General features: G+C 48.5%; 15 protein-coding genes. 2 read left to right on the forward strand and 13 right to left on the reverse strand.

Going from position 1 to position 13764, the window contains the following annotated elements; genetic code table 11:
• Positions 1 to 182: 182 nt before the first annotated feature.
• The gene (locus EKN16_RS15925; protein ID WP_232016455.1) at positions 183 to 998 is read right to left on the reverse strand and encodes an AraC family transcriptional regulator; all 816 of its coding nucleotides are present in this window, start codon (positions 996 to 998) and stop codon (positions 183 to 185) included.
• 338 nt (positions 999 to 1336) lie between these two features.
• Between EKN16_RS15925 and bglX the strand changes: the two genes are divergently transcribed.
• Complete coding sequence (bglX, locus tag EKN16_RS15930) at positions 1337 to 3523, forward strand: beta-glucosidase BglX (RefSeq protein ID WP_232016458.1); 2187 nt, start codon at positions 1337 to 1339, stop codon at positions 3521 to 3523.
• Positions 3524 to 4018: 495 nt separating this feature from the next.
• Here the strand turns inward: bglX and EKN16_RS15935 are convergent, their stop codons facing one another.
• The 4 genes from EKN16_RS15935 to EKN16_RS15950 all read right to left on the reverse strand — a co-directional run bounded on the left by EKN16_RS15935 (position 4019) and on the right by EKN16_RS15950 (position 7842).
• Entirely contained in the window at positions 4019 to 4918 is a 900-nt protein-coding gene (locus EKN16_RS15935; protein WP_125659086.1) for an alpha/beta hydrolase, read from the reverse strand.
• A gap of 11 nt (positions 4919 to 4929) precedes the next feature.
• Positions 4930 to 5562 carry a bifunctional 4-hydroxy-2-oxoglutarate aldolase/2-dehydro-3-deoxy-phosphogluconate aldolase gene (locus tag EKN16_RS15940; RefSeq protein WP_125659090.1) on the reverse strand — a complete coding sequence of 211 codons (633 nt, stop codon included), beginning with the start codon at positions 5560 to 5562 and terminating at the stop codon, positions 4930 to 4932.
• Between the two features lie 80 nt (positions 5563 to 5642).
• Positions 5643 to 6980: an A/G-specific adenine glycosylase gene (mutY, locus tag EKN16_RS15945; RefSeq protein ID WP_125666329.1), complete on the reverse strand. Its 1338-nt coding sequence runs from the start codon at positions 6978 to 6980 to the stop codon at positions 5643 to 5645.
• Positions 6952 to 7842, reverse strand: a complete 891-nt coding sequence (locus EKN16_RS15950) for an AraC family transcriptional regulator (protein ID WP_125659093.1) — start codon at positions 7840 to 7842, stop codon at positions 6952 to 6954. Before EKN16_RS15950 ends, mutY begins: the two co-directional genes overlap by 29 nt.
• Before the next feature lie 176 nt (positions 7843 to 8018).
• On the opposite strand from EKN16_RS15950, the gene EKN16_RS15955 reads away from it, so the two are divergent.
• Positions 8019 to 8366 carry a c-type cytochrome gene (locus EKN16_RS15955; RefSeq protein ID WP_232016460.1) on the forward strand — a complete coding sequence of 116 codons (348 nt, stop codon included), beginning with the start codon at positions 8019 to 8021 and terminating at the stop codon, positions 8364 to 8366.
• A 106-nt stretch (positions 8367 to 8472) separates the two neighbouring features.
• Here the strand turns inward: EKN16_RS15955 and EKN16_RS15960 are convergent, their stop codons facing one another.
• The 8 genes from EKN16_RS15960 to EKN16_RS15990 form a co-directional block, all read right to left on the reverse strand.
• A complete protein-coding gene (locus tag EKN16_RS15960; RefSeq protein WP_125659096.1) occupies positions 8473 to 8706 on the reverse strand; it encodes a hypothetical protein in 234 nt (77 codons plus the stop codon).
• 98 nt (positions 8707 to 8804) lie between these two features.
• Positions 8805 to 9197, reverse strand: a complete 393-nt coding sequence (gene acpS / locus EKN16_RS15965; RefSeq protein WP_125659099.1) for a holo-ACP synthase — start codon at positions 9195 to 9197, stop codon at positions 8805 to 8807.
• Between the two features lie 125 nt (positions 9198 to 9322).
• Positions 9323 to 10132 (reverse strand): NAD(+) synthase, encoded by an 810-nt coding sequence (nadE, locus tag EKN16_RS15970; RefSeq protein ID WP_125659102.1) that lies wholly within the window; start codon positions 10130 to 10132, stop codon positions 9323 to 9325.
• 11 nt (positions 10133 to 10143) lie between these two features.
• Positions 10144 to 10578 carry a BrxA/BrxB family bacilliredoxin gene (locus tag EKN16_RS15975; RefSeq protein ID WP_125659105.1) on the reverse strand — a complete coding sequence of 145 codons (435 nt, stop codon included), beginning with the start codon at positions 10576 to 10578 and terminating at the stop codon, positions 10144 to 10146.
• Positions 10579 to 10732: 154 nt separating this feature from the next.
• Positions 10733 to 11083 carry a DUF3905 domain-containing protein gene (locus tag EKN16_RS15980; protein ID WP_125659108.1) on the reverse strand — a complete coding sequence of 117 codons (351 nt, stop codon included), beginning with the start codon at positions 11081 to 11083 and terminating at the stop codon, positions 10733 to 10735.
• 45 nt (positions 11084 to 11128) lie between these two features.
• Positions 11129 to 11275, reverse strand: coding sequence for a hypothetical protein (locus EKN16_RS32265; RefSeq protein ID WP_164522600.1), 147 nt, complete (start codon positions 11273 to 11275; stop codon positions 11129 to 11131).
• Between the two features lie 46 nt (positions 11276 to 11321).
• The gene (locus tag EKN16_RS15985) at positions 11322 to 11990 is read right to left on the reverse strand and encodes a hypothetical protein (protein ID WP_125659111.1); all 669 of its coding nucleotides are present in this window, start codon (positions 11988 to 11990) and stop codon (positions 11322 to 11324) included.
• Positions 11980 to 13689 (reverse strand): two-component system sensor histidine kinase NtrB, encoded by a 1710-nt coding sequence (locus EKN16_RS15990; RefSeq protein WP_125659114.1) that lies wholly within the window; start codon positions 13687 to 13689, stop codon positions 11980 to 11982. The genes EKN16_RS15985 and EKN16_RS15990 overlap by 11 nt, the downstream gene beginning before the upstream one ends.
• Between the last annotated feature and the right edge of the window lie 75 nt (positions 13690 to 13764).

The following is a 13764-nucleotide window of genomic DNA, read 5'->3' on the forward strand; positions in this document are numbered from 1 at the left end:
CCATAGATGTCTTAGCTCCCTTATCAGCTTGTTTTCGCAGTCTCGCTTGTGCCTAAATCTTTTCGAGATACTCTGGTAACGTCTTCATTCATCTTGGGTCGTTAAGTAGCGAATATCTTCCGGGTATTCCGAGTTATTGCGGTTCGCGTTGCAGATGTAAATAACTGTGACTTGCTGTCAGGCTACTGCCGACTCACCTTCATCGACTGCCGCTTCCTGTAGGCTCCGGGAGAAATTCCGTATGTCGCGCGGAAAACGCGGTGAAAATACGTATAGCTGCCAAGACCCGTTTCCATGGCGATCTGCTCCAGCGACAGCAGGCTATGATCGAGCAGCTCCAGTGCGTGCGACAGCCTTAATTGCTGAGCGTACTGCATCGCGGACACGCCGAAACGGTCCTTGAACAAATGCACCGCGCGCGACACGCTTAGACCGGCATGACTGGCGATATCCTGAAGTCGCAGTACGGACGAGGCGTTCTCTTCGATGAAATTCCGCATCTTCAGCGCGTGGAAAGCTGACACCGACTGCGCAGGAGGAGCCTCCTCAATCGCGCGGTCAAGGAGCAGCAATAACGTGCGCACCAACAGCGTGATCAGCTCGGGATAACCTCCGTCCAGCCGCCTTTTTTCCTGAATCAACTGCTGCCATTGCCCCTTTATCCGCTCATCCTCCGCTAGCTTCGTTCGCGTCGGCCTGCGTTTCTGCGCCCACCATTCGTCCATTCTCGGTCCTGTACTCATAATGAAATAATCCCCGTTAGGCTTCATTGGCTCACCCGGCTCTCCGATATTCAGCGCATACGCGTCCCCGGGCTTGAACAACAGCAGATCTCCCGGCAAAATGTCCACGATCTCGCCTTCGATCAGAGCTTGGCTGAATCCTTCCAATTGCAATCGGATAATATAGGTGTCCAAGCCATTCCGATAATCATGTTTAAATGGTTCTAAATGCTTCGAATATCCGCACAAATGTACGTTAATTTCACTCAAGCTCACATCCAGCGCCTCCATATATACCTTTTACTACGACCAGATCGTATAGGTATTCAATCACTTTGTTTCTACATAAACCTCCGCTAAACCTTTTATAATAATGACATAAATGATATTGTTGGCTAAAGATCATGAGCCAACGCACCATCAGATTGATCCAAACCGAGCAGTATAGTGGAGATAAACTAACGGAAAAAGCGCCTCTTACTTTGAATCCCGACATGAATGGCGTCTAGTATCCGCTTCTGAACATTTACGACGACTTGGAATATCAGCGAGTCATCAGCGCACAGCATTCAAACCCTATTATTCCCTTGCCCTTGAAAGGAGCCGAATTTTCAATGACATTTAAATGGATGACACCCGATATTCGCAGGAGAGCCCAAGATTTGGTCAGCCGGATGACGTTGGAGGAAAAGGCGGGTCAGATGACCCAATACGACTGGGGCTTTAATCCGATCAATCCGGATACCGGCCTCTCCCAGCACAATATTATCACCGAGCAAATCTCGCAAGGACTCATCGGCTCCATGTTCAACCTATCTGGAGCCGCGGAAGTCAACGAGCTTCAACGCCTCGCTCGCGAGAAGACACCACACGGAATCCCCTTGCTGATCGGACGCGACGTCATACACGGTTATAGAACGGTGTTCCCGATCCCGCTCGCTCAAGCCTCCGCATGGAATCCCGAGCTGGCAGGGCAGACGGCCGCTGCCGCATCCCGCGAAGCGCTTGCCGACGGCGTTGCTTGGGTATTCGCGCCAATGATCGACGTGACTCGTGATCCTCGCTGGGGCCGAATCGCGGAGAGCATAGGTGAAGATCCTTATCTTGCCTCCGCTTACGCCAAAGCGTGGGTCGAAGGCGCTCAGATGGACGAAGGCCCCGGCTTTGCCTCGGCAAGCTGTCCGAAGCATTTCGCCGCATACGGCCTCGCGGAAGCCGGCCGGGATTATAATACGGTAGACCTCTCCGACCGCATGCTTCGCGAGGTCATCCTTCCGCCGTTCCGCGAAGCCATAGAATCCGGTGCGCTTAGCATCATGGCCTCTTTTAACGAAATTAACGGTATTCCTGCTTGCGCCAACCGCTATCTGCTGACGACCATTTTACGGGAGGAATGGGGCTTCGAAGGCATCGTATGCGGCGACTACGGTGCGATTCAGGAACTGATCGTTCATGGCATTGCCGCGGACGAGGAAGAAGCGTGTATCCTGAGTATCAAAGCCGGCCTCGACATGGATATGCACTCCGGCATCTACGCTAGATATCTTCCGAAACTGGTGCGCGAAGGTAAAGTACTTGAACGGCTCGTGGATGAAGCGGTCATGCGCATCTTGGCCGTCAAGCTGAAGCTCGGGTTGTTCGAGCAGCCATTCGTGAATCCTAGCGAGTATGCGACGGACGCTTCCCTTCCGGAAGCTCATCTTGCGCTCGCCCGTCAGTCCGCTCGGGAATCGATCGTGCTGCTTCGCAACGAGAAGGAAACATTGCCTTTGCGTAAAGAAACGGCTTCTATCGCGGTCATCGGACCGCTGGCCGACAGCAAGAAAGATCCGCTCGGATGCTGGGCGCTCGACGGCAGACCGAATGATGTCGTATCGTTGCTGGAAGGTATCCGTCAAACGGTAACTCCCGGCACGACGCTCCCCTATGTCCAAGGCTGCCAGGTCGATACTGACTCGGAAGACGGCATCGCGGAAGCGTTGGAAGCGGCTGCCGGAGCGGACGTTGTCGTCCTGGCGCTCGGCGAAGCATTCGATATGAGCGGAGAATCCCGTTGCCGGACGGATCTCGACTTGCCGGGCGGCCAGAGAAAACTGGTGGAATCCGTCGCCAAGCTAGGCAAACCGATTGTCGCCGTGCTGATTAGCGGCAGGCCTCTCGCCATACCGTGGCTGCAGGATTATGCGGACGCGATCGTTCAAGCGTGGCACTTAGGCGTGCAAAGCGGCCATGCCATCGCCGACGTCCTGTTCGGAGATTACAATCCAAGCGGACGGTTGACCGCGACATTCCCGCGTAACGTAGGCCAAATTCCGATATACTATTACCGTAAAAATACCGGTCGTCCCCCCGGAGGCGTCCATACGTCCTACTATATCGATTCTACGACGGAGCCCTTATATTCGTTCGGCTATGGCCTAAGCTATACGACTTTTCGTTATGGAAGAGTCCAACTATCGCAGGAACGGATCAGCCCGGACGATGCCTTCGGCATTACCATCGAAGTAACCAACGAGGGAAGCCGTTCCGGCGAGGAAGTCGTCCAATGCTACCTCCGCGATGAAGCCGCCAGCGTTACGCAGCCGCTCAAGAAGCTGATCGCTTTCCGTAAAATCAAGCTGTGCGCGGGTGAAACGGCAATCGTGACGTTCGCGATTCCCAACTCGGCACTGGCGATCATCGACGCGGATATGAATCTCACGGTCGAACCCGGTAACTTTACCCTGTGGGTAGGCCCGAATTCCTCGGAGGGCGAAACGGTTCGCCTGACCGTCGAACGGTCGGCTGCCGCCGTCGACTAGCCACTACCTGCAAAACATCCATGTGCTTCAGCAAAAATCAGTCTTAAATCCAGATGACCTGCAATAAATGCATACTGTTAGGAGCAGAGTAGCGGATTTTCGCTTCTTTATCTATAATAACCTGTAGCAGATGCAGATCATCAACAAATCAGGGCTGTCCCAGAAGGTCTCGAAAGACCTTCTGGGACAGCCCTTTCGTCATTCCAACGCAATCGGCTTGCGGAGTTTGGAACGTACTCGGCACAAGCTCTACCTGCGGGTCCTACATTGTAAGCTTTTCCCAAACACCTATTTATTTTGAATATCTTTCATCTTATTCGAGGTTCCCCTCGCCAATATAGTCTGTGTATGAACTGTAAGCGATTTCGTTCTGTAATATAATTGTAATGTTTCTTTCATGTTATTTTCATATAGGCGGATTATAATAGACACATGACCCCCCTTTATTATATATTTTCTCTTGTGCCTGCGGATATGCCGCAGGCCTCTTTGTTTTTATAGGGATAAATTCTTCTTTAAGAAAGGGATCACATTGTTCCAAAAAGCTGGATCCTGCTCCGACAGACTATGTCCGTTTCCTTCTACGAATAGCGTCTCCACAGGGCATTTCTCGGCTAGCTCCCGCAAATCCCCTGCTGGGATATAATCATCCCCTATTGCGTGAACCATCAGAACCGGAACTCGTCTTCCTGCTTCATTAGCAGCCAATGCTACCGGAATCTGAGCTTCCTTAAATTCCTTTCTACTTATCCGTGCTCTCAGAAGCCAAATCCGCGGAATCAGAAGACCAAGCGGGAAGAAAGGCAGCTTCTTCCGCTTCAGCTCTGACTTCACCATAGTCTCGAACCGAGTAGGCATGGAGTCCGTGATGACCGCCTGAACGGGTAAACCACGCCCAAGGGCAAGAATGGTACCGAATCCTCCAAGTGAGTGACCCAGAACAGCAATTCGCCCCTGGTCGATATCAGGCAAATTCCGCACAGCCGCTACCGCTGCTTCAATATCAGCACGGAACATAAATGCCGATGGCGTCTTTACCTTATCGCTATCACCATGGCTGCGAACATCATACATGAAAATGGTAAGTCCTGCGGCAAGCAGCGGCTCCGTATAACGGAGAACGCGAGAACGATTAGAGCCCCAACCATGTGCAACAATAACAAGCGGCTGCTTCGCTTCATCCTCACGAGCATTACGATCTGCTTCCGTCGTCGGATGCAGCAGCCACCCCTGAAGTACAGCTCCGCCATTCTGAAAGCTGATCGATTCATAGCTGCCATTCGGTTTTACTGTATTCTCTCGCAGTTTTGGCTGTTGACTTCGCGCCCCGATTGTCCATATGAGCCAAATAAGAAGCGCGGCTATCGCCGCGCTTATCAGAATTGCTATTATCATCGATTCACCGCCTAGAGCGATTTGGCCGCCTCCGCGAATTGACGGGCCTTGTCAGTCAGCAGATCAAATCTACCGCTGCGTACCCAATCTAGATTCACGAGCTTGCTTCCCATACCTACTGCACAAACACCTGCTTTGAAATAGTCCGCGATATTGTCCAAATCCACTCCACCAGTGGCCATCATCGGAATTTTATCGAGCGGCGCTCGAATTTCGGCTAAGTACTTCCAACCAAGCGTCCCCATCGGGAACACCTTGACTGCTTCAGCACCTGACTTCCAAGCACGCACAATCTCGGTCGGCGTCATAACGCCCGGCCATACCGAAACACCTTTTTTCAAGCCATAATCTACGACGGCCTCGTCCAAATTTGGCGAGATCAGAAATTGCGAGCCTGCAGCTACGGCTTCCTTCGCCATATCTAGATCAAGCACGGTTCCCGCTCCAATAGAAGCCTGGTCACCGTATTTGTCCCGCCAACGGCTAATCATTCCCGCAGCACCCTCGGTATTCATCGTAATTTCCATCATTGTAATCCCGCCCGCAAGCAGCGCTTCTGCCGCTTGATCCGCATATTGATCCTCAATATTACGAAAGATGGCGACAACCTTTTCTTTTTGCAGTATTTCCAGCATTTGACTCACTTAAGCAACCTCCCGTCGAATAGTGAAACCACTTCCTATTGTAGAATGAATACGCCTATGAAGCAATCTATTATAGCAATCTATTGCTCTATTGCATGCCAATACTCACCTAGAAGCTTAAGAAACACATTAGGAAACGCCAATTCCTTCATTTGCTGAACACCGATCCAACGATAGTTGGGCGGGAGCATCTTTGTTTCACCAAGCTCAGCAGGAATACCATCAACAAGCTCATAGAAGGAGCGTTGTTCCGCAGCAAGCATCCCGACAAGCTCAGCAGCTGCTTTTGGAGCTGCTGCTCTCATAGGTGATTGTGCCTCTGAGGGGGATTGATCTACAGAGGTGAAGAAGCCAAACTCCGCCTTGAACACCTGCACATCCCATACGATGTGGCTAAATACATGCTCTGCTTCACCCCACCATCCAGTCGGCCGAACAAGGATGCCATCCTCCTCGGATAATGTCCGGCACAGAATGTCGGACTGTAACGAATGAACAGACTGCAGACTCCCTGCAGATGCAGTTGCAGTTGCATTTGCATCTTCAGCAGCAGCTTTACGACCTCGTCCTTTTGGCTTAATGATGCTTTCTGCCGATTGAGGAGCCAACACATGCGGCAGCTCCCACATCTTGGCCAATAAGCCGGTCTCTGCACGTTGACGGATGAGTACCATTCCGGCTAGCTCACCGGTACCTACAATAAGTGCGGCAAGCCGAGTCTCTGGACGCGGCGGCTTCGCCTTTGTCTTGATCGGCAATGTATGCTCCATCCCTGCCATTCTGCCCTCGCAATGCGCCATAACTGGACAAGTTAAGCAGCCCGGTGACTTTGGCGTACATACAAGCGCACCTAGCTCCATCAATGCTTGATTAAAGTCGCCTGCAGAACCCTCAGGAATAAGGGAGGCCGCTAGCTTTTCAATTTTCACACGTGTTGCAGGCTTGGCAATATCATCCTCAAGGAGGAAGTAACGAGAGAGAACCCGCATTACGTTACCGTCAACAGCGGGTTCAGGCCGATTAAAGGCAATACTCATAATTGCCCCAGAAGTGTAAGGCCCTACGCCTCGAAGCGCTGCCACCGATTCCTTGTGATCAGGTACAATTCCGTTATGCCGGCTAACAACTTCCTGCGCACCAGCCTGCAGGTTTCTTGCCCTGGAATAGTAGCCCAGCCCTTCCCAGCACTTGAGCACCTCAGCTTCAGGAGCCTCTGCTAAAGCAGTTAAGGTCGGGAACTTATCCATAAATCGCTCATAGTAAGGAATAACGGTATCTACCCGTGTTTGCTGCAGCATCACTTCCGATACCCATATCCGGTAAGGGTCCCGGTTCATCCGCCAGGGAAGAACTCGCTTGTTCGCGAGATACCAATTGAGCAGCTCTCGGCTAAAATAATGGGCGGCTTCTGTCTTCATCTTCACTACTCCCTCCTTCATCCTTGCTTTGAACACCATACGCGGTTCGATAAATCTGGCGATACCTGCTAGGAGACAAACCTGTATGCTGCTTGAATAAACGAGATAAATAATGATTCTTCATGCCGACCTGATCGGCAACGCTCAATATATTATCTGATGTCTTCTCTAGTAATTGCTTGGCTCGCTCCAGCCGCCGTAAATTAATATACTGAATCGGCGGACAGCCGACTATATTCTTGAAGAATCCAATAAAGTAATTGGGGTGCAGGTAGGCCAATCTAGCCAATTCGTCTATGCCCATGTTATCAGCCAGATGCAAATCAATATATTCCAAAACTCTATCGATTTTACCTATATTGTCATTATTCTGAAAAATAATTTCATTTAATTCACAATGTTCTAAGTAGCAAGCCATAATGTCGAGTAAAGCAGCGCGCAACCGGAGCTCTCTTGTCATAGCTGTAGATCGGAACGCATCGATCATTCTCGTAAACAGCCGCCTCATACTATCCCCATCCAGAGGCTCTACACATACCTGCAGCTTCAACAGATCAAACAGCTGAATATCGCCCATTGACGCACGAAAATGACACCAAAAAATGGATACAGGTTGGCTCGAATTGCTGAACCTCTGTGGTATACCTGGAGGCATCATTAACAAATGACCTGGCTTCACATCATAATTACGATCATTTAGCGTAAGCTGCCCTTCACCACGAAACACATGCCAAAAACTGTAATAATTAGGAATTTCATCAATTTGAAAATTCGGCTTAGTATTGGAAAATGCCGCCATAGACACTTCTGCTTGGAAGCGGTGAAGATAATTCTCGATCATTGTCTTGTAAGAAGGTTTCATTGTATCCCCAAATCTATTTGTAATCTAAGCTGCCAAACGAACTATTATATTATACACTTATTATTACATAAAAATGAAATCTCCTAACTAGGTTGCAATCCGTTCAAACTACCATCTATACTTGGAGTATAATAGCATTTTTACTCATATCTGAGCCACGGAGGTACTCCTTCTCAATGAATAATTACATGCCATTCCTCTTCATTCGTCGCAGCTTTCTCTATGCGTTTATGGTCACTATTCTTGTGATATCCCTATCAGCATGCGGAGAATCGACATCCAAGCTTGATGGTCCCGCAGAGACTGTCAGTCTGTATAAGGCAAGATGTATCGCCTGCCATGGCAATGATCTACAGGGTAAAATGGGACCCTCTACTAATTTACAGCATGTTGGCAAACAGTTAAGTTTGGAATTAATTACCAAACAAATCCATGATGGCGGAGCTGTTATGCCTGCATTCGCAACTAAGCTGACCCCAAGCCAAATCAAGCAGCTCGCAGAATGGCTAGCCAGTAAGAAATAAATCGAATAGAACCAACAAAAAAACCAAAAACCCGCTCCTCTAGGATGCGGGTTTTGATTAATCTATATTTTTCAGCATAAGCGCCTCTCTGCCTTCCTGCCGTATGTTAACCTCTTCTTCGTTGTTTCTTATTCCGATAGTATAACCCCTGCAGACCAAACAAAAGCGGTCCCTCATATGTCCATCTGGATTGCCCCATATCAGGATGCACCGGGAAAAATTCACCCTGCAGCAGAGGCAAACAACCGCCCCATATATCCTTGAACATGCCATCAAAGGGAACAAATTGCCCGCTAAGAAATCTTCTTCTGCCTGCATCTTCTTCTGTTTGTACTTTCATCTACAATCACACTCCTCTCACCCATACATTCCTATAGTTCTATTCCAAGTATAGGCAAAAGGTGAAAGGTCTAATCGACTCCAGCTCACTACCATCTCTCAAATCTGTTCGAGGATAACAAAGGCGGAAGCGAGCATCTTATCATGTGTAATCGTAACATGGACTACAATCTGTTCCTTCTCGTAATTGAGCCGTCCCCATGCGTCTTCGGATAACCGACAAATCGGCTTCCCTAGATCATCACGACCAACCTCAATATCACGAAAGGCGAGCTTACCGCCAATCCCGCAGCCGAATGCTTTGGAGACTGCTTCCTTAACGGCAAAACGACCAGCAATGAACTCAATCCGTCTGCTCCCACTCACCGCATTCGCCATCTCTTGTTCCGATTCGGTTAATATGCGCGATATAAATCGTGACCCTACCTGGCCCTGCAGCAGCTGCTGTATCCGCTCAAGGGAAGTGAGATCATGTCCTATTCCGATAATCATACTCCTGCACCTTCCTATCTCTTTCGTATGGAGAAAACTTATACTTTCTTATATTTCAACGAAAAACCGTCCTCCAACCTGCTTCATCTGCAGGATTCAAAGGACGGTCATTTTCAAATATCCACTTAGATGCCTGGAATCGGCTCGCGTTTATGTGCAGTCTTCACGTATTGCTTCTCCAGCTTCTCACGGGTTGCTTCACTTACTGGCTTGCCTTCGAGATAAGCGCTGTTCTCAGCATACGTGATACCAAGCTCATCCTCATCGGTTTGACCTACCCATAAGCCAGCGGTTGGTGCTTTATCAAGCACACTGCTAGGCACCCCAAGGCTTGCTGCAAGCTGACGTACCTGACGCTTATTTAACGTACTAAGCGGTGTGATATCGACAGCACCGTCGCCCCACTTCGTATAGAAGCCCGTGATCGCCTCAGATGCATGGTCTGTACCTACAACTAAAAGATTGAGCTCAAAAGCAAGCGCATATTGGGTCACCATACGTGTGCGGGCTTTGACATTTCCTTTGCCCCCGCGGCTAATATGACGTGATATGCCAATAGACTTCAAGCTGTGCTCGACTTCAATTGCGATTTCATCCACCGCTTCTTGAATGTTCGTCTCTACACGATGCTTCAGGTCGAACGCTTCGGCTACCGCATAGCTATCCGCAATATCCTCCTGCTCCCCATAAGGCTGGAACACCCCAAGCGTCATATAGGGTTGGCCGGTCTCCGCAGATAGCTCATCCGTAGCTTTCTTGCACAGTCCAGCTGCTACCGCGCTGTCGATCCCACCGCTAATTGCGATGAGAAGTCCTGTTGTTCCGGATTTACGCACATATTCTTTGAGGAAATCGACACGAGTACGGATTTCAACTTCTGGATCAATTTCAGGCTTTACGCCAAGAATTCGAATAATATCCTGTTGTACGGTCACGCCATCACCTCTTAACGGCAAAAGCGTTCGAAAGCAGAAGTTAAATCTGCCGCGATATCAGCAGCCGAACGATTCTCAATTTGGTGACGCTCGATAAAATGAACAAGCTCTCCATCCTTCATAAGCGCAATCGAAGGTGATGAAGGCGGGTATGGAGCAAAGTATTCACGGGCTTTAGCTGTTGCTTCTTTATCTTGACCAGCGAATACAGTGAACAAATGATCAGGTGTCAGATCATTTGCCAAGGCTTGAGCAACACCTGGACGACATTGACCTGCTGCACAGCCACATACCGAGTTTACAACTACAAGTGCTGTCCCTTTCGCATCCGGAAGCTTTGCTGCAACTTCCTCCGGTGTACGCAGTTCCTCAATACCAAGACGCGTTAAATCGTCACGCATAGGCTGTACCATATCTACCATGTATCGTTCAAAAGACATTGACATATATATTCCTCCTAGAGTATAAGATCTTGGTCTTAGCTTCGTGTTTATAATTATTATTATAACGCTCAACGAATTTGAAAGCAAAAGAAAAAGCAACCGTCGCTTCCGCTCCGATTGCTCTTAGGCCTTGCTGCTGAGCTCATTCCTTCTACTGCTAAGCGTCATCACCAGCACCATAAGCACTATTCTTGTCGGCATGCATAAATAGGCCTTCCTTGGGCATAATCCCCTTCTCGAAATAATCCCTATTCTCGCTCGTTAGAAATCCAATATCCTTATAAGGATGGATCCACTCATCGCCCGCCATGATGGCTGGATCCGTCTCTTCCGTCCAGTTGGTTAGCGGCGAATCCTCAGATTCATATTGGTGATCTCCGATAACAATTCCGCTGCTGTTCACGAATGGTGTCCGAGGTCCCCGGCCTGTTCGAAACTGCGGCAGGAAATTAATTTCATAAGGATCCAGTCCAGGATCATCCGAGCTTATGTGCTCATCTCCGCTGATAAGTAGCCCTCCTCACACAAAGACTCAAATCGCAACAATAAGGCCTTAAATCGATGGACGATTCGGCCCGTCTAGCTTCTTGTCAAAACCCTCTGATTCCGGAGCTTTCTCTGCTTGCTGCTGCCTATTCGAAGAATCCTTTTTTGAAGCCGACTTTGAACGTGCCGCTGTTTGATTCTGATCCATTGTCAATTCTGGCACCTCCTTCTAGCCCTATTATGTGCTAGAGATGGCTGAGCTATCCGCTTCTGGCTTGAAGCAAGGTACCAAGTACAGACAAACCTACGAAGGACCACTGTCCTGTCGTTAAACCTACTGTCAGTTCTGGCAGCATCCCAGGTGAGTATGGAGCAAATAGACTAATGAGGAGACCCCCCAGTCCAGCACCCAGCAAGGTTATTTGGGCCGATCTCCCACTGCCCGCTTCTCTGGTACCCGGAGAGCGGAGCAGCACAACATATAAAGCCGCGAACAAACCTGCATAGGGCAATAGATATGGATTCTGCCAGAGCAGACCAAACCCGATACAGCATGGAAGAACTGCAAAAGGTAGGATATCCAATAAGCTCAAGACAGTTATACCGCGCTTCCTTACCGCAATTATCATATAGATGAGCGCCACCATAATGCCAAGCGCTGCATCCTCAGCACTCCCACGCATTAAAATAAGCGAGCTTGGACGCTCCCACAGCATCGAGGGTTCATTGAATAAGAAGGCTAGCTTCCAGCATAGGAGCGTCAACAAACATCCATTTGGCCATAAAGAGACCCACCATGCCTTCCTCTCATCACCAACGTGTTTAAGCCATATACTTAAAGCAATAAAACCTACGGCCGCCGAGAGGATCGCTGTCAGCAGAATACCATCTAATCGAAGCGTTCCCAGGGTTAATAGCTCAGGCATCATTAACACTCCTATCCGAGACCCCTGCCGCTACCAGATGTAGAGACCGCTGGTATTCGGTGAATTTAACAATGAAAGCCGTTCCCTTTCCTTCCGTTGATTCAACCTTGATTTCACCGCCGTGTCGTTCAACTATACTTAGACAAAGCGGCAGGCCCAAACCGGTACCACTACTTTTGGTTGTGTAGAAAGGCTCGAATAGATGCTCTTGCTTTTCTATTGAAATGCCGCAGCCGTTATCAATAACGCGAAGCTCGACGCGGTCGGAATAGACAAGTGTTTGTAGGGTAAGAATTCCATGTTGGTCCATTGCCTCCATACCATTACGCGCTAAATTTAAGATCAACTGCTTCATTTCTTTTTCATTGAGAAATAGCGTAGGCAATTGATCGGCAAACTCAAGTTCAATGGATTGGCCGCGCAAATTGGCATCTGCCCATAACAGAGGAAGAATTTCATTAATAATCTCATGCAGAGAACAGCTTTCCTTCGCAATAACCCGGTTCTGAGCAAGTGATAGGAAGTCGTTAATGATGCTGTTCGCTCGATCAAGCTCATCCATAACGATTTGGAAGTATTCCTGTTGATGATCTGGACTTCGCTCACGCATCAGCTGGACAAACCCTCTTATTACCGCCATTGGGTTGCGAATTTCATGGGTGATGCTTGCCGCCATTTGACCGACTAAACTAAGCCGCTCCATCCTCCCTACTTCGTCTCGCAAACGATTCAGCTCAGTAATATCATGAGAGATGATGGCTGCGCCGGTTATATTGTTATTCAGCAAATCACGGACACAAAAGCTAGTATGCAGCAGCACTCTTCCTTGCTCCTGAACAAATTCTGTCGTTGTTTGATTGCCACTCAAAGCCTGAAGAAGCAGCCGTCCAATAACATCCTTATCTATATTCTCATTGATGCTCCTAAATGGCTGTCCAATGAGATCCTTGCGTCCTTTGCCGCCGATTTTATGATGTAAAATATGTATGGCCATTTCATTAATATGTGTAATAATTCCAGCTTGATTAACAAAGATAACACAAAGCGGCGTTTCTTCTATAAATTGCTGCAGCTTCTGAACTTCTATTCGATAATGATGAGATAGATTTTGGAGCTGATAAGAAAGCGCTTGCCTCTCGATATAATTCTCGCAGAAAATAATGCTTAACCACATGGTAACGAAGCAGAGCAGACCATGCAGCCCAAGATTATAATAATCCGCTTGAGTGAGTTCGGTCTTTGTAGTGAAAATATAGGATAGTAGAGAGCTGCACACGATAAGAAGAGACATAGCGGTTAACAAAAAGGCGATTCCTTGCTTTCGTTTGCCAATAGATTGACCAAAGGCCTTCATTGACACATAGATGACTGGGAGAAATAAAAACAAGAATAAACCGAGCTCCACCCAATCCCAAACTCCTTGAATGTTCAAGGACTGATAACAGATGTACACAATACTAACTGCAAAAAAAACAGTTTCGCCGCCATACATAGCCCCAACTAGCAGAGGTATAAACCGGAAATCAATATCAAACCCATGCAGATCCGAGTAAGCCACGATGGATAGGAGCAGAGACCCTCCACAAAGGAGACTAATGAAGACAGGAGCAAATCTTACCGATTTGGAATGTTCAAACCATAGCTGAAAGGTAAATACGGGCATTAAAGCAACGACCATTTGCAATAGCATCTGCTTCCACACAAATTCACAAACTCCCCCCTGCCACTTTTTTTACAAAAAATTACATATAAATTTTCCTATTCATTCCGATTAAAG

The organism is Paenibacillus baekrokdamisoli (genome assembly GCF_003945345.1).
GTDB lineage: Bacteria > Bacillota > Bacilli > Paenibacillales > Paenibacillaceae > Paenibacillus_Z > Paenibacillus_Z baekrokdamisoli.

Excerpts from the sequence above, each read along its gene's own strand:
- bglX (WP_232016458.1), top strand. The coding sequence starts at position 1,337 with ATGACATTTAAATGGATGACACCCGATATTCGCAGGAGAGCCCAAGAT.
- EKN16_RS15960 (WP_125659096.1), bottom strand. The coding sequence starts at position 8,706 with ATGAAAGTACAAACAGAAGAAGATGCAGGCAGAAGAAGATTTCTTAGC.
- EKN16_RS15985 (WP_125659111.1), bottom strand. The coding sequence starts at position 11,990 with ATGATGCCTGAGCTATTAACCCTGGGAACGCTTCGATTAGATGGTATT.
- EKN16_RS15975 (WP_125659105.1), bottom strand. The coding sequence starts at position 10,578 with ATGTCAATGTCTTTTGAACGATACATGGTAGATATGGTACAGCCTATG.
- EKN16_RS15950 (WP_125659093.1), bottom strand. The coding sequence starts at position 7,842 with ATGAAACCTTCTTACAAGACAATGATCGAGAATTATCTTCACCGCTTC.
- EKN16_RS15955 (WP_232016460.1), top strand. The coding sequence starts at position 8,019 with ATGAATAATTACATGCCATTCCTCTTCATTCGTCGCAGCTTTCTCTAT.
- acpS (WP_125659099.1), bottom strand. The coding sequence starts at position 9,197 with ATGATTATCGGAATAGGACATGATCTCACTTCCCTTGAGCGGATACAG.
- mutY (WP_125666329.1), bottom strand. The coding sequence starts at position 6,980 with ATGAAGACAGAAGCCGCCCATTATTTTAGCCGAGAGCTGCTCAATTGG.
- EKN16_RS15935 (WP_125659086.1), bottom strand. The coding sequence starts at position 4,918 with ATGATAATAGCAATTCTGATAAGCGCGGCGATAGCCGCGCTTCTTATT.